19 protein-coding genes and 1 riboswitch are annotated in these 21103 nt (G+C 69.9%); of the genes, 12 read left to right on the forward strand and 7 right to left on the reverse strand.

Annotated features, from left to right (window positions below):
- Positions 1-26: 26 nt before the first annotated feature.
- Complete coding sequence (locus ACWD38_RS04450) at positions 27-1250, reverse strand: geranylgeranyl reductase family protein (protein WP_450123345.1); 1224 nt, start codon at positions 1248-1250, stop codon at positions 27-29.
- 198 nt (positions 1251-1448) lie between these two features.
- A complete protein-coding gene (gene thrC / locus ACWD38_RS04455; RefSeq protein WP_184477680.1) occupies positions 1449-2717 on the reverse strand; it encodes a threonine synthase in 1269 nt (422 codons plus the stop codon).
- 12 nt (positions 2718-2729) lie between these two features.
- A riboswitch (SAM riboswitch) is annotated at positions 2730-2857 on the reverse strand.
- A 106-nt stretch (positions 2858-2963) separates the two neighbouring features.
- Here thrC and holA point away from each other — a divergent pair.
- The gene (holA, locus tag ACWD38_RS04460) at positions 2964-3947 is read left to right on the forward strand and encodes a DNA polymerase III subunit delta (RefSeq protein ID WP_184477681.1); all 984 of its coding nucleotides are present in this window, start codon (positions 2964-2966) and stop codon (positions 3945-3947) included.
- Positions 3948-4083: 136 nt separating this feature from the next.
- Here the strand turns inward: holA and rpsT are convergent, their stop codons facing one another.
- A complete protein-coding gene (rpsT, locus tag ACWD38_RS04465; RefSeq protein ID WP_184477682.1) occupies positions 4084-4344 on the reverse strand; it encodes a 30S ribosomal protein S20 in 261 nt (86 codons plus the stop codon).
- A 228-nt stretch (positions 4345-4572) separates the two neighbouring features.
- Between rpsT and ACWD38_RS04470 the strand changes: the two genes are divergently transcribed.
- The 6 genes from ACWD38_RS04470 (at position 4573) to ACWD38_RS04495 (ending at position 11988) form a co-directional block, all read left to right on the forward strand.
- Positions 4573-5379 (forward strand): TSUP family transporter, encoded by an 807-nt coding sequence (locus ACWD38_RS04470; RefSeq protein WP_450123346.1) that lies wholly within the window; start codon positions 4573-4575, stop codon positions 5377-5379.
- Positions 5380-5668: 289 nt separating this feature from the next.
- Positions 5669-5872: a cold-shock protein gene (locus ACWD38_RS04475; protein WP_184477684.1), complete on the forward strand. Its 204-nt coding sequence runs from the start codon at positions 5669-5671 to the stop codon at positions 5870-5872.
- Positions 5873-5965: 93 nt separating this feature from the next.
- The gene (locus ACWD38_RS04480) at positions 5966-6346 is read left to right on the forward strand and encodes a VOC family protein (RefSeq protein ID WP_184477685.1); all 381 of its coding nucleotides are present in this window, start codon (positions 5966-5968) and stop codon (positions 6344-6346) included.
- A gap of 122 nt (positions 6347-6468) precedes the next feature.
- Positions 6469-8322: a translation elongation factor 4 gene (gene lepA / locus ACWD38_RS04485; protein ID WP_184477686.1), complete on the forward strand. Its 1854-nt coding sequence runs from the start codon at positions 6469-6471 to the stop codon at positions 8320-8322.
- A 310-nt stretch (positions 8323-8632) separates the two neighbouring features.
- Positions 8633-10993, forward strand: coding sequence for an arylsulfatase (locus ACWD38_RS04490; RefSeq protein WP_450123347.1), 2361 nt, complete (start codon positions 8633-8635; stop codon positions 10991-10993).
- Between the two features lie 101 nt (positions 10994-11094).
- Positions 11095-11988, forward strand: coding sequence for a LysR substrate-binding domain-containing protein (locus ACWD38_RS04495; RefSeq protein ID WP_184477688.1), 894 nt, complete (start codon positions 11095-11097; stop codon positions 11986-11988).
- Positions 11989-12124: 136 nt separating this feature from the next.
- On the opposite strand, the gene ACWD38_RS04500 is transcribed toward ACWD38_RS04495, so the two are convergent.
- The gene (locus ACWD38_RS04500) at positions 12125-13585 is read right to left on the reverse strand and encodes an XRE family transcriptional regulator (protein WP_184484812.1); all 1461 of its coding nucleotides are present in this window, start codon (positions 13583-13585) and stop codon (positions 12125-12127) included.
- 121 nt (positions 13586-13706) lie between these two features.
- On the opposite strand from ACWD38_RS04500, the gene aceA reads away from it, so the two are divergent.
- Entirely contained in the window at positions 13707-15029 is a 1323-nt protein-coding gene (aceA, locus tag ACWD38_RS04505) for an isocitrate lyase (RefSeq protein ID WP_184477689.1), read from the forward strand.
- 364 nt (positions 15030-15393) lie between these two features.
- Positions 15394-15957, forward strand: a complete 564-nt coding sequence (locus tag ACWD38_RS04510) for a Uma2 family endonuclease (RefSeq protein WP_184477690.1) — start codon at positions 15394-15396, stop codon at positions 15955-15957.
- A 136-nt stretch (positions 15958-16093) separates the two neighbouring features.
- On the opposite strand, the gene ACWD38_RS04515 is transcribed toward ACWD38_RS04510, so the two are convergent.
- Positions 16094-16312: a hypothetical protein gene (locus tag ACWD38_RS04515; RefSeq protein ID WP_184486138.1), complete on the reverse strand. Its 219-nt coding sequence runs from the start codon at positions 16310-16312 to the stop codon at positions 16094-16096.
- Positions 16313-16641: 329 nt separating this feature from the next.
- On the opposite strand from ACWD38_RS04515, the gene ACWD38_RS04520 reads away from it, so the two are divergent.
- Positions 16642-17694, forward strand: coding sequence for an NAD(P)H-dependent flavin oxidoreductase (locus ACWD38_RS04520; RefSeq protein ID WP_450123348.1), 1053 nt, complete (start codon positions 16642-16644; stop codon positions 17692-17694).
- A gap of 96 nt (positions 17695-17790) precedes the next feature.
- On the forward strand, positions 17791-18441 hold the full coding sequence (locus tag ACWD38_RS04525) for an MOSC domain-containing protein (RefSeq protein ID WP_450123349.1): 651 nt from the start codon (positions 17791-17793) through the stop codon (positions 18439-18441).
- On the opposite strand, the gene ACWD38_RS04530 is transcribed toward ACWD38_RS04525, so the two are convergent.
- A complete protein-coding gene (locus tag ACWD38_RS04530; RefSeq protein WP_450123350.1) occupies positions 18416-19414 on the reverse strand; it encodes a methyltransferase in 999 nt (332 codons plus the stop codon). The genes ACWD38_RS04525 and ACWD38_RS04530 overlap by 26 nt on opposite strands.
- 50 nt (positions 19415-19464) lie before the next feature.
- Positions 19465-20133 carry an FCD domain-containing protein gene (locus tag ACWD38_RS04535; RefSeq protein WP_184477692.1) on the reverse strand — a complete coding sequence of 223 codons (669 nt, stop codon included), beginning with the start codon at positions 20131-20133 and terminating at the stop codon, positions 19465-19467.
- Between the two features lie 135 nt (positions 20134-20268).
- Between ACWD38_RS04535 and ACWD38_RS04540 the strand changes: the two genes are divergently transcribed.
- Positions 20269-21078 (forward strand): sugar phosphate isomerase/epimerase family protein, encoded by an 810-nt coding sequence (locus ACWD38_RS04540; protein ID WP_450123351.1) that lies wholly within the window; start codon positions 20269-20271, stop codon positions 21076-21078.
- Positions 21079-21103 lie beyond the last annotated feature (25 nt).

Here is a 21103-nt window from a genome sequence, read left to right on the forward strand (position 1 = left end):
GCCCACGAATCAGGTGGCCCGCCGACTCACCAGAAGCGCAAGATTCGAAGCACGGTGGAAGCGTGGATCCGGCCGAAGCCGAACAGCATCTCCACCCCGTCCGCCAACATGCGCGGGTCGTGTCGCGCGGTCCGCAGCAGTGCGGATGCCCACCGCGGGTTGCGCAGTAGCCGCTGCGAAACGAGGGAGGAGACGAAGTGGGCCCGGTAGCGTCGGCGGAAGTCCGCCTCGAAGCCGGTCAGCGCCGCAGCAAGCGCGGCTCCGTCGTCGAGGCTCGGCGGTAGGGCCTCGACGAGGCGTTCGGCCGCGGAGACCGCATAGGCGATGCCTTCGCCGCTCACCGGGTTGATCATCGACGCGGCGTCGCCGATCAGAACCGCTCGAGGATGCGCCATCTTCGCCAGGCCGCCGACGTGCGGGAGGTGGTAGGCGCGTTGATCATGGAGCTCGCCGAGTTCGATCCCACGCGCCCGCACGCTGTCGGCGAACGTCGACGTGAGCGCCTTGATGTCGTCGTCGCGGTCTTGCATGCTCTTGAGCGAGCCGACGATACCGATGTTGACCAGGCCGTTGGTGAGCGGGAACAGCCAAGCGTAGTGCGGTAGCAAGTCCGCGCGGAAATCGAACAGCAGTCGTGGCCCGATTTTGCCGCCGGGTTGAAAATCTCCACTCTCGGCGTACGCGCGGCTCGCCAGGCCTCGATGTTTCTTGGCTCTGGCCGAATCGGTTTCCGAGGACAGTTCTTTCCGGATCGCCGAGTGTGCCCCGTCGGAGCCCACCACCAATCGAGCGTTGATCGAACGTAATGTCCCGTCGGCGGCTCGCAGCCGGACTTCCCGCGTGCTCGGGCCGTCGACCATGGACAGGTAACGCATGCCCGTGAAGTCCGCGGCTCCGGCTCGCATGGCCGCGCGCACCAGCCGATCGTCCAGCTCCAGCCGGGAGATGACGTGGCCGTGGGCCACACGCCCGTCGTCGCGGGAGATTGCGCTGTGCAGCTGCTCGCCGACCGGTCCGAAGATCGTGACATCGTTGATCGGCGTGCGGTCGGCGAACACGTTCCCGAGGCCGAGGCGGTGAATGACTTCGACCGCGCCAGGGCCGACCCCGTCCCCGCACGTCTTATCCCGGGGAAAGATGGCCCGGTCCACCAACGCGACGCGCAGGCCTCGCCGCGCTGCGGAATATGCTGCGACGGATCCGGCCGGACCGGCGCCGACGACGACGATATCGAAGGATTCCTGCGTCATGCGGCGCAGTGTCGCACGCTTCGCGGAAGGGTGGTGCTTTGTCGAATTGCTCGAACCGGGTCGTGTCATTTCCGGTCATCGGCGAAATGTTCCAACTCGCAATTGTGGAATTCGCTGAGGAGAAATTCGGCTGGTGAACGGTGACCGGAGCCGTCCCAGCACCGTGGGCCGCGGCGCACCGCGGCCCACGGGGGACGATCAGAGGCCCAGCGCCTCGTTCACGGCGTCGGTGCTGGGGGCGACCGTGGCCTTCGGCCCGACCTGGTCCTGCACGGCGTCCAGGGTCTTGAGCCCGTCGCCGGTGATCAGCAGCACCGTCTCCTGGTCCGGGTCGATCTTGCCCGCCTCGATGAGCTTCTTCGCGGTCGCCACGGTGACGCCACCGGCGGTCTCGGCGAAGATGCCTTCGGTCCGGGCCAGCAGCCGGATGCCTGCCACGACCTCCTCATCGGTGACGTCCTCGATGGCCCCACCGGTGCGGCGGACCGCGTCGAGCACGTAGGGCCCGTCCGCGGGAGCCCCGATGGCCAGCGAGCGCGCGATGGTGTCCGGGCGCACCGGCTGCACCACGTCGTGGTCGCTCTTGAAGGCGGTGGCGACCGGGGAGCACCCGGTGGCCTGCGCACCGAAGATCCGGTACGGGCTCTGCTCGACCAGACCGGTCTGCCCGAGCTCGCGGAAGCCCTTGTCGACCTTGGTCAGCTGCGAACCGGACGCGATGGGAACGACGATCTGCTCCGGCAGCCGCCAGCCGAGCTGCTCGGCGACCTCGAAGCCGAGGGTCTTGGAGCCCTCCGAGTAGTACGGCCGCACGTTGACGTTGACGAACGCCCAGTCCTCGTGCTCGGCGGCGAGCTCGGTCGCCAGCCGGTTCACGTCGTCGTAGTTGCCGTCCACCGCGAGCAGCGAGCCCTCGTAGACCGCGCTCATCAGGATCTTCGCCCGCTCCAGGTTGGAGGGGACGAGCACCACGGAGTCCCAGCCCGCGCGGGCCGCGGCGGCGGCCACGGCGTTGGCGAGGTTGCCGGTCGAGGGGCAGGCGAGGACCTTGAAACCGAATTCGCGGGCGGCGGCCAGCGCGACCGCGACGACCCGGTCCTTGAAGGAGTGGGTCGGGTTGCCGGTGTCGTCCTTGATCCAGATCCGCTTGACGCCGAGCGCCTTCGCGAGATTGTCGGCACGCACCAGCCTCGTACAACCGGGCTCGGTGTTCGGGTACTCCTCGACGTTCGTCGGCACCGGCAGCAGCTTCTTGTAGCGCCAGATCGACCGCGGGCCGGACTCGATGTCCTCGCGGCGGATGCGCCCGAAGTCGTAGGCGACCTCGAGGGGCGAGAAGTCCTCCAGCGAGACGAACTCGGGTGCCAGGGGCTGGCGGTGGCCCTCTTCCTTCGACACCAGTTCGACGGCGGGACCCAGGTCGTAGGTCTTACCGGTGGAGTTCGGGGCTTGGGCGGCAGCAGTCATCGCGAGGTCCTTTCCTCATCTGTCCCGCGGGCGGGTCGGAGTTGGCACCAATTTCTTCGACTGCCTCGCGAGTGCCGCGAATGGTCGAGATGGTTGCCGGGGCTTCATCGGGCCGTTCCCTCTGCCCCTCTGGATGAGCTATTCGGTTGTGGCGGCAACGTTACGGTAGGGCGCCGCGTCCTGGCCAGCACGGTCCAGCGCACGGGAACGATCCGCGGTGTCGCAGGGTCATGCGACGATGCCCCTATGAGTTCTCCGTCGGTGGTCTGCGACCCGCTGCATTTGATCCTCGGGGACGAGGAACTGCTGGTGGAGCGTGCCCTGTGGGAGGCGGTCGGGGCGGCCCGCGCGGCCGACCCGGAAACCGAGCTGCGCAGGATCAAGGTGAGTGAACTCACCCCGCCGGAGCTCGACGAGCTGCTGAGTCCCTCGTTGTTCGCGGAGGGCCGAGTGGTGGCGCTGGAGGCCGCGCAGGACGCGGGCAAGGAGATCGCCGAAGCGATCTTGTCCCACGCCAGGCAGCCCGCGGACGGCGTGGTGCTCGTGATCGTGCACAACGGCGGGGGCCGCGGCAAGAACGCGAAGGAACTGCCGAACGCGCTGCGCAAGCTCAACGCCCGGGTCACGGAGTGCAACAAGATCACCAAGGGCTCGCAGCGCGAGTCGTTCGTCAAGGACGAGGTGCGGCGCGCGGGCGGGCGCATCGACGCCGCCGCGGTGGGCGCCCTGATCGAGGCGGTCGGCTTCGACCTGCGCGAACTGTCCTCCTCCGCGTCGCAGCTGGTCGCCGACACCGGGGGCAAGATCGACGATGCGGCGGTGCGCCGCTACCACCGCGGTCGTGCTGAGGTGACCGGCTTCGTCGTGGCGGAGAAGGCCGTGACCGGGGACCGGGCCGGGGCGCTGGAGGCGTTGCGGTGGGCGCTGCAGCTGGGCGTGGCGCACGTGCTGATCGCCGACGCCCTGGCCGACTCGGTCCGCACCATCGGCCGGGTCGCCGCTTACGGCCGAGGGGACCCGTTCCGGCTCGCCGGCGAGCTGGGCATGCCCGCGTGGAAGGTGAAGAAGGCGCAGGGCCAGGCGCGGGGCTGGAGCAGCGCCACGGTCTCCGAGGCGCTGCGCGCCGTCGCCGCGCTCAACGCCGACGTCAAGGGCATGGCCGCCGACGCCGATCACGCCTTGGAGCGCACCGTGCTGCGCTTGGTCGACCTGCACTCGTCCCGGAACTGACGCGTACCGCCCACGCGGGTCCAGCGGCGCTTCGTGGTTGCCCCGCACGACGAAACGGGGCCCGTTCCCCGGAGGGAACGGACCCCGTTGTCAGCCTGCGACCGGTCGAGCGCGAAGCCGGCCGGTGCCGCGCGGCTCAGAGCTCGTTGGCGACCTTGGCCAGCGCCGACTTCTTGTTGGCGGCCTGGTTGGCGTGGATGACGCCCTTGCCGGCGGCCTTGTCCAGCGTGCGCGAGGCGGCGCGCTGCAGCTCGAGGGCCTTGTCCTTGTCGCCGGCGGCAGCGGCCTCGCGGAACTTGCGGATGGCCGTCTTGATCGACGACTTCACCGACTTGTTGCGCAGGCGGTTGCGCTCGTTGGTCTTGATCCGCTTCATCTGGGACTTGATGTTGGCCACTGCGGGCGCCTCTTTCCTCGATCGGATTCGTCGTGCCGCGCTGAATCGGCGCTGCCGTGCCGGGTCGAGCGGACCTCGGCGCGCGCAGCTTTCCTCCCTGGCGGAATGCCGCACGGCACGGTCGGCAATCCTAGCAACGCCGCACCCGGCGCCGGCGCCGCGGTCCTGGCTGCGAGGGCGCTCACACGCGGCGCCGTCGCCGGTGGTCGCCGCATAGGGTCACCCGTCGTGTTCACCGCATTGGGCTGGCCCGGCTTCGCCGAACTGTCGCTGGCCGGGTTGATCTTCCTCTGCTGCGCGGCGTTCCTCGCCGGCGCGGTGGACGCCATCGTCGGTGGCGGCGGCCTGATCCAGCTGCCCGCGATGCTGCTGCTGGTGCCGGGTGGCGACCTGATCTATTCCTTGGGTACGAACAAGCTCGCCGCCGTCGCGGGCACCGCTGCCGCCGCCCGGACCTACGCGAAGCGGACCTCGGTGCCGTGGCGCAGCGCGCTGCCGATGGCGGCGGTCGCGTTCGTCGGCGCCTTGGGGGGCGCGATGTTCGCCGCCGCGCTGCCGCAGGCGGTGCTGACCGGAGTGGTGCTGGTGGCGCTGATCGCGGTCGGGATCTACACGTGGCGCAAGCCGGACCTCGGTTCGGTGGAGGCTCCTCGATTCGCTCCGGCCCGTCAGACCCAGGTGATGGTGGCGGGCGGCGCGGTGATCGGGTTCTACGACGGCATCGCCGGTCCGGGCACCGGCTCGTTCCTCGTCTTCCTGCTCGTCGGGCTCGTCGGTTTCGCCTTCGTCGGGGCGTCGGCGACGGCGAAGATCGTCAACGTGGCGACGAACCTCGGGGCGCTGCTGTTCTTCGTCGCCGCGGGCAAGATCCTGTGGGGGCTGGCGCTGGCGATGGCGGTGAGCAACGCGACCGGCAGCGTGCTGGGTGCGGCGATCGCGTCCAGCCGCGGTTCGGTGTTCGTGCGCAAGGTCTTCCTGGCCGTCGTGGTGGCCTTGGTGGCGAGTCTCGGGTGGAAGCTCGCGTCCGGGATCTGAGCATCCGGAGGCCGGTTCCGATCGGGCCGCGGGGCAAGACGTCACCGCTGCTGCGAAGGGCCGCGACAGGCGCGGGTTGAGATCGAGAACACCGGCGGGTCGCGGGAATGATCCGGCCCTGAGTGTGGTTGTATGAGTCGGCCGATTTTTGTGTTCGTGTTCGACACGCTCGCGAAAGTTGCGGGCGCGACTCTGTCCTGAGCGCAAGCTGGAGAGTTCGCCGTCTGGACTAGGCCCCGTTGCTCGCACAGTGCGGGCATCGGTACTCATCAGCTGTGAGGAGACAGAGATGGCACAGGGCACCGTGAAGTGGTTCAACTCCGAGAAGGGCTTCGGCTTCATCTCCCCCGACGGTGGCGGCCCGGACGTGTTCGTCCACTACTCGGCGATCGACGGCTCCGGCTTCCGCACCCTGGAAGAGAACCAGACCGTGACCTTCGAGATCACCCAGGGCCAGAAGGGCCCGCAGGCCAGCGGCGTTCGCCTGGTCTGAGAGCGGTGATCCGCTCGGCGGGTCCCCCACCTTCGTGGTGGGGGGCCCGCCGTTTTTTCGCCCCGATGCGGCCGAAGCGGTACAACCGGACCCATGGAGGTCCTCAACAGCCGCATGATCCTTCGCCCGCTCGACCCGGAGCGCTCGCTGCGCTTCTACCGGGACGTGCTGGGCCTCGCGATCTCCCGCGAATTCCCGGGAGGCACCGTGTTCTTCCTGGGGCAAGGGTTCCTGGAGTTGTCGGGCCGAGGTGAGCACGGCCCCAGCCCCGATCAGGTGCTGTGGTTGCAGGTGCGTGACCTGCGCTCGGAGTTCGACCGGCTCAGCGGGCTCGGCGTCGCGGTGGAGACCGCGCCGGTCCGGCAGCCGTGGGGCCTGGACGAGGCGTGGATCGCCGACCCGGACGGCATGCGGATCGTGCTCGTGGAGGTCCCGCAGGACCATCCGGTCCGCGCCGACCAGCGCCCGCGGTGAGCTGACCGGCCGCGCCCCGGATCCGGGCATTCGGAACTGGGCATAAGGGGCCGCCCGCGGCGTGGGACGATGTGGGTTGAACGCGCGCCCCGCGAGGACCCCGAGATCCCAAGGAACACCGAGTGAGCAGCTTCGCCGACAACACCTTCACGGACCCGGAGCGCATCCGGAACTTCTGCATCATCGCCCACATCGACCACGGCAAGTCGACGCTGGCGGACCGGATGTTGCAGCTCACCGGGGTGCTGGGGGAGCGGGCGTACCGGGCGCAGTACCTGGACCGGATGGACATCGAGCGCGAACGCGGCATCACGATCAAGGCGCAGAACGTCCGCCTGCCGTGGGAGAAGGACGGTGTCGAACACGTCCTGCACATGATCGACACTCCGGGGCACGTCGACTTCACCTACGAGGTGAGCCGGTCGCTGGCCGCGTGCGAGGGCGCGATCCTGCTGGTCGACGCAGCGCAGGGCATCGAGGCGCAGACGCTGGCGAACCTGTACCTGGCGATGGAGCACGACCTGCAGATCATCCCGGTGCTCAACAAGATCGACCTGCCCGCCGCGGAACCGGACAAGTACGCGGCCGAGCTCGCGCACATCATCGGCTGCGAGCCGGGCGACGTGCTGCGGGTGTCGGCCAAGACCGGCGAGGGCGTCGGGGCGGTCCTCGACGAGGTCGTCAGCCAGATCCCGGCTCCGGAGGGCGATCACGACTCGGCGCCCCGCGCCATGATCTTCGACTCGGTCTACGACACCTACCGGGGCGTGGTGACCTACATCCGGGTGGTGGACGGCAAGATCACGCCGCGGCAGCGCATCCGGATGATGTCCACCAACGCCACGCACGAGCTGCTCGAAGTCGGCATCATCTCGCCGGATCCCAAGCCCTCCGCCGGGCTCGGCGTCGGCGAGGTCGGTTACTTGATCACCGGTGTGAAGGACGTCCGCCAGTCCAAGGTCGGCGACACGGTCACCGCGGAGCGCAAGGGTGCCGTCGAGCCGCTCGGTGGTTATCGCGAGCCCAAGCCGATGGTGTACTCGGGCCTGTACCCGCTGGACGGCTCGGACTACCCGATCCTGCGGGAGGCGCTGGACAAGCTGCAGCTCAACGACGCCGCGCTGACCTACGAGCCGGAGACGTCGGGCGCGCTGGGCTTCGGCTTCCGCTGCGGCTTCCTGGGACTGCTGCACTTGGAGATCACCCGGGACCGGCTGGAGCGCGAGTTCGGCCTGAACCTGATCTCCACCGCGCCGAACGTGGTCTACCAGGTGAAGCTCGACGAAGGTGAGGACTTGGAGGTCACGAACCCGTCGGACTGGCCGGAGGCCAAGATCGGCGAGGTGCACGAGCCGATCGCCAAGTGCACCGTGATCGCCCCGTCCGAGTTCGTGGGCACGATCATGGAGCTGTGCCAGAGCAGGCGCGGCCAGCTCGACGGCATGGACTACCTGTCGGAGAGCCGCGTCGAACTGCGCTACACGCTGCCGCTGGCCGAGATCGTGTTCGACTTCTTCGACCACCTCAAGTCCCGCACCCGCGGATACGCCTCGATGGACTACGAGGAGTCGGGCACGCAGAGCTCGCAGCTGGTCAAGGTCGACATCCTGATGCAGGGCGAACCGGTCGACGCGTTCAGCGCGATCGTGCACAAGGACGCCGCGTACGGCTACGGCACGAAGATGACCTCGAAGCTGCGCGAGCTGATCCCGCGGCAGCAGTTCGAGGTGCCGATCCAGGCGGCCATCGGTTCGCGGATCATCGCGCGGGAGACGGTCCGCGCCATCCGCAAGGACGTGCTGGCCAAGTGCTACGGCGGTGACATCAGCCGGAAGCGCAAGCTGCTGGAGAAGCAGAAGGAAGGCAAGAAGCGGATGAAGACCATCGGCCGGGTCGAGGTCCCGCCGGAGGCTTTCGTCGCCGCGCTGTCCACGGACGACGCGGGCAAGGACGACAAGTCCAAGCCGAAGAAGTGACCTGCCGCGGTCCTGCTTGAGCGGTGCCGGCGGTGGTGTCGCACCGTCGGCGAGGTGCGCGCCATAGGCGTCGGCTATGGCGCGCATCGTGAATCGGTCTTCCCGTCATCGGCATGCATGATCACCAGGCGCGATGCTCGCCGGATGTGTCGTGGACCTCGCTGACCAGCGGCGTCCGGCCCGTGGGAACCCTTGCTCCCGGCCACTCGCCGACTAGCATTCGGTCGGCATCGTGGAGACCCGGAATTCGTTGCGCCGCTTGCGGTTTCGCCTCCCGTGCCCGTTCACCGCATCGCACAGGAGGTAGCACATGGGAGCATCCGACGTATCGCGTGAACACCTGCCGATCCCGGACGCCCCGCCCGCTTCCGCAACATCTCTCGACGCACGAGACCAGGACCCCGCCTTCACCCCGGTCCAGCCGCTGAACGCACCGGCCGGTGCGCCGAACGTGGTGATGGTCCTGATCGACGACATGGGTTTCGGCGCGTCCAGCTCGTTCGGCGGGCCGTGCGAGATGCCCGCGGCGCAGCGCTTGGCCGACGGTGGACTGCGCTACTCCCGGTTCCACGTCACCGCCATCTGCTCGCCGACGCGGCAGGCGCTGCTGACGGGCCGCAACCACCACTCGGTCGGCATGGGCGTCACCACCGAGATGGCCAGCGCCGCGCCCGGCTATTGCGGAATCCGCCCGCGCAGCGCCGCCACGATCGGTCAGCTGCTCAACGGCAACGGGTACAACACGGCCGCGTTCGGCAAGTGGCACCAGACCCCGGCGCGGGACGTGAGCCCGGCTGGTCCGTTCGACCGCTGGCCCACCGGTGAGGGCTTCGAGAAGTTCTACGGGTTCCTGTGCGCGGAGATGAACCACTGGTACCCGGTGCTGTTCGACGGCACGAACCCGGTGGAGCCGGACCGCCGCCCGGAGGACGGCTACCACCTCTCGGAGGACCTGGTGGATCACGCGATCGACTGGATGCAGACCCAGCACACGCTGAAACCGGACACGCCGTTCTTCACGTACCTGCCGTTCGGCGCGACCCACGCCCCGTACCACGTGCCGCAGGAGTACCGGGACAAGTACCGCGGCAAGTTCGACCACGGCTGGGACCGGCAGCGCGAGATCACGTTGCAGCGCCAGAAGGAATTGGGCGTGGTGCCGCCGGACACCGAGCTCGCGCCGTGGGCCGAGGGCGTGCCGCACTGGGACGAGCTGTCCGATGAGGAGCGCCAGGCGGCCGCTTCGCTGATGGAGCTCTACGCCGGTTTCGCCGAGCACACCGATGACCAGGTGGGCCGCCTCGTCGATGCGCTGGACGAGCTGGGCGAACTCGACAACACGATCTTCATCTACATCCTCGGCGACAACGGCGCTTCGGCCGAAGGCGGCCTGGGCGGCACGTTGAACGAGCACCGCTTCGCCACGGGCATCCCGGACAGCGCCGAGTTCATCAACGCGAACCGCGACGCGCTCGGCGATGCCACGACGCACGCGCACTACCCGGTGGGCTGGGCGCTGGCGATGAACACGCCGTACCAGTGGACCAAGCAGGTCGCCTCGCACCTCGGCGGCACGCGCGACGGCATGATCGTGCACTGGCCGCAGGGCATCGAGGAACGCGGCGGTGTCCGGGACCAGTGGCACCACGTGATCGACGTGGTGCCGACGATCCTGGAAGCCGCGGGCATTCCGCACCCGAGTTCCGTGCAGGGCGTGCCGCAGCAGCCCATCGAGGGCACCAGCATGCTCTACAGCTTCAACGACGCCGCGGCGCCGGACCGGCACCGCGTGCAGTACTTCGAGATGGTCGGCAACCGCGGCATCTACCACGACGGGTGGATGGCCGTGACCCGGCACGGGACGCCGTGGGAGATGGTGCAGGACGGCACTCGCCGGTCCTTCGACGACGACCGCTGGGAGCTCTACGACACCAACGTGGACTGGAGCCAGGCGCACGACATCTCCGCCGAGCACCCCGGCAAGCTCCGCGAGCTGCAGCAGTTGTTCTTGGTGGAGGCCGCCAAGCACCAGGTGTTCCCGCTCGACGACCGGATGACGGAGCGGGAGAACCCGAAGGAGGCCGGTCGGCTCGACCTGCTCGGCGACCGCAAGACCATCACCTTCCACGCCGGTGCCAAGCGGCTCACCGAGGAGACCGCGCCGAACATCAAGAACCGGTCGCACGTGATCACCGCGCAGGTCGAGGTGCCGGAGGGCGGCGCCGAAGGCGTGGTCGTGGCGCAGGGCGGGCGGTTCGGCGGCTGGTCGCTGTACTTCCACGAGGGCCGTCCCAGCTACGCCTACAACTACTTCGGCACCGACATCTACAAGATCGCCGGGGAGCGGTTGGAGCCGGGCGTGCACGAGGTGCGGCTCGACTTCGGTTACGACGGTGGCGGTGTCGGCAAGGGCGGGACGGCCCGGTTGGACGTCGACGGCGCGAAGGTCGCCACCGGGCGGGTCGAGGCGACCATCCCGTACTACTTCGCCTTCGACGAGACGTTCGACATCGGCGTGGACCGGGCCTCTCCGGTGGTGGACGACTACGCGCCGGTGGACAACGCGTTCACCGGTCGGCTGCGGTCGGTGCGCTTCGACCTGGGTGACGACCTGGCCAGCGATTCGTCGGACGCCGAGGCGCGGGAGCGCTTCCGCGCGGCCCACGACTGAGCGGTTCCGCTCCGGCCCGGCGGTCGCCGCCGGGCCGGAGCGCTTGCGCAGACCGTCGTGTCCGGGATGGTTACGGTGACCGGATGTGAGAGGAGGCGGTCGTGGAGCGTCGTGAGGTCGAGTACTTCCTGGCCGTCGCCGAACACGGCAGCTTCACCGGTGCCGCGAAGGCGTTGCACGTCGCGCAGCCGTCGCTGTCGGCGGCGATCGGCCAGCTGGAGAACCGCTTGGGCGGCAAGCTGTTCCACCGCCTCCCGCACGGGGTGCGCCTGACCCCGGCGGGCGAGGCGCTGCTGGAGCCGGGCCGCCAGGTGATGAGGGACCTGACCACGGCCCAGGACTCGGTGCGCCAGGTCCTGGGGTTGACCTCCGGTCGGTTGGACATCGTCGCGCAGACCACGCTCGCCATCGATCCGCTCGCCGGGCTGATCGGGAAGTTCCTCCACCACCACCCGCAGGTGGACGTGCGGGTCGTCGATCAGGAGTCGGGAAAGTCGCTGACCGGCATCGTTCGTGCGGGTGAGTGCGAACTCGGCATGGTCGACTCCGGAACCGACCCGGAGGGGATGGACGGGATTCGGTTGCCCGGCCGGGAGATCTACGCCGTGCTGCCGCCCGGCCAGCGCACCACCAAGCGGATCGGGCTGTCCGAGCTGGCCGCCTTGGACTTCGTCACGACACCGGAGGGCACTGCCACCCGCGGGGTCATCGACGACGTGGTCGCCGCCCGCGACCTGCGACCGCGGGTGTCGGTGGAGACGGTGCACCTGGCGATGGTCGTGCCCCTGGTGCTGGCCGGGGCGGGGGTGACCTTGCTGCCGGAGTCGATGGCGGCCGGTGCCGCGCGGGAGGGGGCGACGGTGTTGCCGTTGCGCCCGAAGGTCGTCCGGGCCGGGCGGTTGTTCTGGCGTCCCGGACCGCTGTCCCCGGCGGCGTCCCGGTTCGTCGACCTCGTGATGGAATCGGCCGAACCGAAGAGGCGCCGCGCACGGTGATCGCCCCCGGAATCAGGGGTGCGCGCATCGAGCCGATGCCGCCATCGAAGTCCCGTGGTGAGGGCGCTTCGATGGCGGCCGTGCGTTGGTCCTGCTCGTCCGTTCCTGCGGTCGTGACGCAGGCGGGCGATCTCGGTCAGTGCGTTTCGAGGAACGAGTAGACGTCGGCTTCGTCCACGCCGGGGAACGTTCCGGACGGCAGTGCGGAGAGCACGTGGGAGTGCGCCCGCGCTGACGGCCAGACCATGCCCTGCCACCGGTTCGAGAGCTCTGTCGGCGGGCGCTGGCAGCATTCGCCGTTGGGGCAGCGCGACTTCGAGTGGTTCGTGGTCTCACGTCCGCGGAACCAGCGGGATTCGGTGTAGGGCACTCCCAGCGTGATCGCGAAGTCGCGGCCCCGGTTCGGGTCGACGTGCGCGACGCACCAGTGCGTGGCTCCTGGCTTGTCGGTGTACTGGTAGTGCGTCGAGTACCGGTCCGGTGAGGCGAAGACCGTGCGCCCCGCCCAGTGCCGGCACATCCGCTGGCCCTCGATGGCCCCCGCCGGGTCGGTGGGGAAGACCAGGCCGTCGTTCTCGTACGCCTTGTAGATGATGCCGGTCTCGTCGTTGCGCACGAAGTGGCAGACCAGGTCCAGGTACTGCGTCGCGAGGTTGGTGAACCGGTGCGCGGCCATCTCGTAGGACACCGAGAACACGTCCCGCAGGTCCTCGACCGCCAGGTCGCGATCAGCTTTGGCCTGCTTGAGGTAGCTGACCGCCGTCCGCTCCGGCATCAGCACGGCCGCGGCGAAGTAGTTCGCCTCCACCCGCTGGCGCAGGAAGTCCGCGAAGTCCCGAGGCTGGCTGTGGCCGAGGGTCAGGTGCCCCAGCGTCTGCAGCAGGATGGTGCGCGGGCTGTGCATGCCCAGCGATTCCCGGCGCAGGAAGATCCTGCTGTGGCGCAGGTCGGTGATCGAGCGCACCGAGCGCGGCAGGTCGGTGACGAACCGCAGGCCGTAGCCCATGTGCGTGGCGATGGACTGGATGAGGCCCTCGGAGAGCGCGCCACCGTGGTAGCCGACCCGGTCGAGGATGCCGGAGGCGGCCTGCTCGATGTCCGGGAAGTAGTTGCCGTGCTCGCGCATCATCCGCCGCAGCTCGGCGTTCGCCTTGCGCGCCTCCTCCGGCGTGGCGACCTGCTTGGTCTCCCGGCGCTTGAGCTCGTCGTAGAGCGCGAGCACGTGCTCCAGCGCCTCCGTGGGCACGCGCTTGCCCACCTTCAGCGGTGGCACGTCCAGCCGCTGGTACAGCGGGTCGAGCTGAGCCTGCTCGACGGCGATCTCTAGCTCCGCGCGGCGGTTCGGCGGTTTTTTCGACATCAGTTCGTCCACCGAGCTCCCGAGCGCGTCCGCCAGCGCGCGCAGCAGCGAGAGCTTCGGCTCGCGGTGCCCGTTCTCCAGCAGGGACAGCTGCGAGGGTGCGCGCCCGACGCGTTCGCCCAGCTCAACGAGGGTGAGCCCGGCGGCGCGGCGCAGGTGGCGCAACCGCTGCCCGAAGACCAGAAGGTCTTGGTCGGTGGAAAAATTGCGGTCTTCTTCAGCGGCGAACTCGGCCATGTCGTTGATGCTAGCAGAAAAATCCACGAAATTTCCACGGATTTCTTCTCGGAATGGGCTTGTTCTCCGGCAACACTGGGTTCAGCAACGCCGCAACGAACATCCCGGAAGGGGAAGAACCATGAGCCTCCAGCCTGGAACCCGCCAGCAGGCGATCAAGGCCGCCGAAGAACTCCAGCACGACTGGGACACCAACCCCCGCTGGAAGGGAATCGAGCGTACCCACACCGCCGCGGACGTCGTCCGGCTGCGCGGTTCCGTGCAGGAGGAGCAGACCCTGGCGCGCAACGGCGCCGAGCGGCTCTGGAACCTGCTGCACGAGACCGACTACATCAACTCGCTGGGCGCGATGACCGGTAACCAGGCCGTCCAGCAGGTTCGCGCGGGGCTCAAGGCCATCTACCTCTCCGGCTGGCAGGTCGCCGCCGACGCCAACCTGGCGGGCGAAACCTACCCCGACCAGAGCCTCTACCCGGCGAACTCGGTCCCGCAGGTCGTGCGCCGGATCAACAACGCCCTCAAGCGCGCCGACCAGATCAGCTGGTCCGAGGCGCTGGACCCGGAGACGGAGGAGACCGACTCGGAGCCGACGCAGTGGATGGCCCCGATCGTCGCCGACGCGGAGGCCGGCTTCGGTGGCGTGCTCAACGCCTACGAGCTGATGAAGGGCATGATCCAGGCCGGTGCGGCCGGCGTGCACTGGGAGGACCAGCTGGCCTCCGAGAAGAAGTGCGGCCACCTGGGCGGCAAGGTGCTCATCCCCACCAGCCAGCACGTCAAGACGCTCAACGCCGCCCGCCTCGCCGCGGACGTCGCGGGCGTGCCGTCGCTGGTCGTCGCCCGCACCGACGCGCAGGCCGCGACGCTGCTGACCAGTGACGTCGACGAGCGCGACCAGCAGTTCGTGACCGGCGAGCGCACCTCCGAGGGCTTCTACAAGGTCCGCAACGGCATCGAGCCCTGCATCACCCGCGGTCTGGCCTACGCGCCGCACGCGGACCTGATCTGGATGGAGACCTCGAAGCCGGACCTGGAGGTGGCCAAGCGGTTCGCCGAGGCCATCAAGGACAAGTACCCGGACCAGATGCTGGCCTACAACTGCTCGCCGTCGTTCAACTGGCGCAAGAACCTGGACGACAGCACCATCGCCAAGTTCCAGCGGGAGCTCGGCCACATGGGCTACAAGTTCCAGTTCATCACGCTGGCCGGCTTCCACGCGCTGAACTACGGCATGTTCGACCTGGCCAAGGGCTACGCGGCGGACGGCATGACGTCCTACGTGGACCTGCAGGAGCGCGAGTTCGCCGCCGAGGCGCAGGGCTACACCGCCACCCGCCACCAGCGCGAGGCGGGCACCGGCTACTTCGACCTGATCAGCACCGCGGTGAGCCCGGACTCGTCGACCACCGCGCTGGCCGGGTCGACCGAGGCCGCGCAGTTCTGATCGCGACGTGATCCGATGCCCTGCCGTGTCGGATCGGGCGGGGGAGCGGCGGTTCCGGCCAGCGGCGGCCGGGGCCTGCCGCGCCGGGCACCTCGGTGCCCGCCTCCGCAGCACAAAAACGGATGAGCGCTCGTCGCGGGAGCGCTCACCCCAGACGCACCAGCGGCCCTGTGGCGGGGTGTGAGTGATCGCAATGGTGCGAGTGGGCGGGAATCTCCGATGGGGATTCCCGCCCACTTTTTTGCGCTCACACCTTCCGGTGACGGCTGTATCAGATCGGCGGTCTCGTCCCTCTTCATCGCAGACCGGTTCGCGTCGGCGCTCGCGCCGACCGGGCAGCAGGCACCAGCGGAAGGGGACGATCATGCGGATCGAATCGGGAGCGGGACGGCCGTTCAGCGTGCACGACCTGGACGGTTCGCCGGAGGACGGCAGGCGCTACGAATTGATCGACGGCGATCTGATGGTGAGCGCGGCGCCGGGGTGGCCGCACCAGGCGGCGGTGGTGGAACTGGCCTCGCAGCTGCACATCGCCTGCACCTCGGAGTACCGGGTGCTTCCCGCGCCGTTCGCGGTGCGCCCGGACCCGTTCACGGAGTTGCGGCCCGACGTCCTGGTGGCGCGCCACGACGATCTCACGCTGCGGAACCTGCCCGCGGCGCCGGAGCTCGCGGTCGAGGTGATCTCGGCGAGCAGCAGGCTCAAGGACACCACGTTGAAGAAGGCGATCTACGCGAAGCTGGGCGTGCGGTTCTTCTGGCTGGTGGACCCCGACCTGGAGGAACCCGAGATCGCGGCGTGGGAGCTCGTGGGCGGGTCCGGATACCAGCGGATCGCCCGCGTGCGCAACGACGAGGTGTTCGAGGTGCAGCGCCCGTTCCCCGTCAAGCTCACCGCCTCGGACCTGGTGGCGGGGTTGCGGCCGTGAAGGCGGGCCGTCCGGCCACCGCGCAGGGCACGCGCGCACGAGAGCGGGGCGGGAATCCGCGCCTGGTTCCCGCCCCGCTCAGGTGGCCGATCGATTCACCGGGGCGCGCGCGAGGCGCGCCTGCCGGTGCGCCGGATCAAGCCGCCAGCCCCAGCGCGTCCAGCGCCGCGCCGATCGAGGACAGCGTGCTGGCCAGCGTCGCGTCCAGCGCCTCGGCGATCGGCGTCAGCTCCGCGGCGTTCGCCGGGAGCGCGAGGCCGACCATGAGGGCGGGGACGGCGACGGCGGCGAAGGCGAAGCGCCGGAGGCGCGTGCGGGGCTCGGCGACGGCGGTCTGCTCGGTCGTCGTGTTCATGTGGATCACCTGTTCTCGATGCGAATTGGCTGGTGTGCCAAGAGATTCGCCGTCGCGATGGCACAGGGCAAGGTCGTTTACAGCTCGTTTTCCCGTTCGGTACGCGTTCGCCCCACTCGTGTCCCGGGGCACAGACCTTCGGTGGTGGCGCCGTCGCGCGGCACGTGGCTCGAAGTCGTCGTGGATCGGCCGAGCGCGGCGATGTCATCCGGACGCGCCCGTCGTCGGCGGTGCGTCGGCGGCGAACCCGGTTGCCGCGTGGGGTGATTCACGAGCCGGGCCGGGGTGATGCCATCGCGCGGCGGCCGGGTGAACACTAGGGTCCGGGCATGATCGAGCGGCGGACTTCTCCGGTGATCGCGGCGCCGATGGCGGGCGGGATCTCCACTCCTGAACTGGTGGCGGCGGTCGGCGACGCGGGCGGATTCGGCTTCCTGGCGGCGGGCTACCTCGCGGAAGAGGCGCTGGCCGGGCAGATCCGGCGGGTCCGCGAGCTCACCGGCGAGCCGTTCGGGGTGAACCTGTTCGTTCCGGGGCCGCGAGCCGATCTCGACCTGGGCGACTACCGGGAGCGGGTCGCGGCCGAGGCTGAGCGCTACGGCGTGCGGGCGGGATCCGGGCACTGGGACGACGATCTGTACCAGGCGAAGGTCGAGCTGGTGATCGCCGAACGGGTTCCCGTGGTGTCGTTGACCTTCGGCTGTCCGGAGAAGTCCACTGTGGATCGACTGCGGGCGGCCGGCGCGCAGGTGATCTGCACGGTCACCACTCCCGCGGAGGCGCGGCGGGCGGCGGCGGCCGGGGTCGACCTGCTGTGCGTGCAGGGCGCCGAGGCGGGCGGGCACCGGGCGGTGTTCGACGACGACGCGGATTCCGCGGCCGGCGGGGAGCTGTTCGGTCTGCTGGGCGCGCTGCGGGTGATCTCCGGAGCGGTCGATCTCCCGCTGATCGGCGCCGGGGGCATCGTGTCGGGCGCGGACGTGGCGGCGGTGCTCTCGGCCGGTGCGGTGGCGGCGCAGCTCGGTACGGCGTTCCTGGTCTCCGACGAAGCGGGGACCGCGCCCGCGCAGCGCGCGGAGTTCGCGTCCGCGACCAGGGGCACCGCGATCACCCGAGCGTTCAGCGGACGTCCGGCGCGCGGCTTGGTCAACCGGTTCATGGCGGAGCACGGCCCGCACGCCCCGGCCGCCTACCCGCAGCTGCACCACCTCACGAAACCGGTGCGGGGCGCGGCGAGCTCGGCCGGGGATCCGGAGGCGATGTCGCTGTGGGCGGGGCAGACCTACGCGCAGGCGACTCCGCTGCCCGCCGCCGAACTGGTCCGGGCGCTCGACGAGCAGGCCAAGAACGCGCTCGACGCCGCGCGCGCCCGCTGGTCCTGAGGGCGCGGTGCTCAGCGGCCCGTTCGCTGCGAGCTCCGGCGGAGTGTGGGTGAAATCCGGGTGCGTCGCCGGGCTCGGCGCACATAGATTGGCCCGGTGGGTCATGTGCAGTCAGTGAACATCGCCGTGCTCCGGACCGGTCAGTGGACCGGCCGCATGGGCAGCACGGGCATCGACAAGCGGCCGGTGCCCGGCCCGGTCAGGTTCACCGAGGCCGGGGTGAGCGGTGATCGCGTGATCGACACCAAGCACCACGGCGCCTGGTACCAGGCCGCCTACGCCTTCGACGTCGAGGACTTCCACTTCTGGTCGGCGGAGTTGGGCAAGGAACTCGTGCCCGGCAACGCCGGCGAGAACCTGAGCCTGCGCGGTTGCGACTCCAGCTCCGCGCTTGTCGGGGAGCGGTGGCGGATCGGCGACGCCGTGCTGCGCGTGACCGGGCCGCGCAACCCGTGCCGGGTATTCGCCGGGTTCTGGGACGTCAAGGGCTTGGTGAAGCGCTTCGCCGAGGTCGGGCGTCCCGGCGCCTACCTCGCGGTGGAACGGGACGGTGAGATCACCGCGGACGATCCGGTCGAGGTGCTCAGCAGGCCCGGCCACCTGGTCACGGTCGCCGACGTGCTCGCCCTGAGCATGGGGGACCGGGAACGCAAGGAGCACGTCGCGGCGGCCGCCGCGGATCTGCCGGAGAAGTGGCGGGTGTCGCTGGGGCTCGCGGAGCTCAGCGGTCGGGAAGGCATTCGATGATGCCGTGGCCGTCGTCGAGCGTGGTGACGGCGGCGACGAACAGCCCGGCGGCGGCGGTGATCCGCTCCGTGCGGTCCATGTCGCGCATCCGGCCGCCCACGTAGATCATCATCCGCAGGTCCGTCTCGGTGAACTCGCCATCCGGGTCGGGCAGCAGCTCGATGATGATCACGCTGCTCTCCGGGCCCGCCGCCTCGGCGCAGCGGGTCAGGATGCGCACCGCGTCCTCGTCCTCCCAGTCGCTGAGCACGTCGCACAGCACGTAGGCGTCGGCACCGGCGGGCAGCGGGTCGAAGAAGTCGCCGACCACCACCTCGGCCCTGTCCCGCACGCCGCGGGACTCCAGGTAGTCCTCCGCGGCGCGGGCCGGACCGGCCAGGTCCACCACCGTGCCGCGCACCGCGGGGTAGCGCTCCACGATCTCCGCGATGAGCACGCCCTTGCCGCCGCCCACATCGGTGACCTGGTCGAACCGGTCCCAAGCCAGTGACGCCGCCACCGACGGGACGAACTCGCCGGACTTGGACTCCATCAGGTCGTCGAAGGAGTCCGACAACTGCGGGCTGTGCGCCAGGTCCTCCCGGAACGAGCGGCCGAACGCGGCCCGGTAGGCGGGGTGGTGCCCGCGGACCTGCTCGATGAGTTCCACGAAGGCCAGGTCGGCGCGGCCGACGGCGCCGTCGAGGTCGAGCCATTCGCGGCTCCCGCCCGGAGCGTTGCTCTGCAACGAGCGGGAAGCCTCGTTGGGGCCGAACACGTCCGGTTCGGGCTCGGTGAAGATCCCGCGCCGAACCAGGAATCGCAGCACCCGGCCGAGCGGATCCGCTCGGGTCTCGGACCGCTTCGCGATCTCGTCGAGCGGGACCGGGCCGTCCTGGACGATGTCGGCCACCCGCAGCGTGGCCGCGGTCCGCACGGCGAAGGGCGTGATCAGGTCGGCCATCGCCCAGACGTCCACCGGCTCAGAGGCCATGCGGGCAGGATAGGCGCGGCTCCGGAACCTGGCAGGGGCGTCGGTCCCGGTCAGTCCTGCAGGACCGACACGATCCGCTCGGCGGTCTCCCGCATGTGCTCGCGCACGACCTCGCGGGCCTTCGCGGCGTCCCCGGCCTCGATGGCGTCCACGATCGGGGAATGCCGCTGCCAGGCCATGTTGCGCACGGCCAGCTCCGGCCCGGATCGGACGATGGTGGCCCGGGTTAGCCCGGAGATGTGCTGCCAGGACTGCACCAGCGCGGCGTTGCCGGTGAGCTCGCACATCCGCTGGTGGAAGGCCAGGTCCGCTTCGACCAGCGTCGCCATGCTCTGGTCGAGGTCGCGCAGCCGGTCCACCGATTCGCGCAGCTCCGCGACGCTGGTGCTCCGGTCCGGCGCCTCGCAGAGCGCCTCCACCGCCAGCGATTCCAGGGCGGCGCGCACGGCGAAGATGTCCCGCACCTCCGCCGTGGTCAGGGCGCGCACCAGCAGCTTGCCGCGTTCGTCGGCGACCACGAGGCCTTCCTGCACCAGGTGGCGCAGGGCTTCGCGCAGCGTTCCCCGGGAGACCGAGAGCGCATCGCTGAGCTCCGTCTCGATCAGTCGCCTGCCGGGTTCGAGCTGGCCGCTGCTGATCGCCTCGCGCAGCTTCCGCAACGACTGCTCGCGCAAGGTCTGCCGGTCGACGCCGCCGAGCGCCGGAACATCCAGGGGCACTTGTGCATCGCCTCTCTGCTGGTGGTCGCGCTCATCGTAATCCACCACCACTTCGCCGAATAACGGTCGACTGTTGACAGTCGACGAGACTCGCCGTTAACTGTGCGCTACCTAACGCACGAAGGGGTGAGGCGGATGCCGGAGTTGGGCTGCTCGACGATCTCGTTCCGGCAGCGGCCGGTGCGCGAGGCGCTCGCCGTCATCCGGGAACTCGGCTTCGACGGCATCGACCTCGGCGGCCTCCCCGGCGTCTGCGACCACATCCCCACCCCGCTGGCCGGCTCCGCGGACGAGCTCGTGGACGTGGTCCGGGGGTCCGGATCGCGCACGTGGGCGATCAACGTGGACCCGGGCCCGCTGAACGATCCGATGCTCGACGAGCACGACCTGCGCGACTCCGGCCGGGAGCTCATCGGGCTCGCCGCGAGCCTGAACGCGGCGATGATCGTGCCGTGCGGGGCCCAGCACCGGGAACCGTTCGTCGACGAGGCGGCCGATCTCGACCGGATCGCGCACGGCCTGGGCCTGCTCGGCGAGCTCGCCGAGCAGCGCGGGGTGCGGCTGCTGGTCGAAGGGCTGCACCACTACCGCTTCTGCCACACGACCGAGCGAGCCGAGGCGCTGCTGGACCGGGTTCCCGCGGCCGCGGCGGGCTTCGTCTTCGACGTCAGCCACGTCGTGGCGGGCGGGTTCGACGAGGTCGCCTTCGCGCGGGAGTTCGCCGAACGCATCGAGCACGTGCACTTGCGCGACGCCGAACCCGGCGACATCAACCTCAGCATCGGCCGCGGCCGGGCCGACTTCGCCGGGGTCGTCCGGGCGCTGCGCGACCACGGCTACACCGGCCGCTACGTGCTCGAACTCGAAACCCACGACGTCGCCGAGCAGGACCGGCCCGCCGAGGCCGCGGCGGCACGAGCGGCCATCACCGCGTTGCTGGACTGACCCGCACCTGCCGGCCGCACTCCCC

The sequence above is a fragment of the Saccharopolyspora sp. NPDC002578 genome (genome assembly GCF_053592695.1).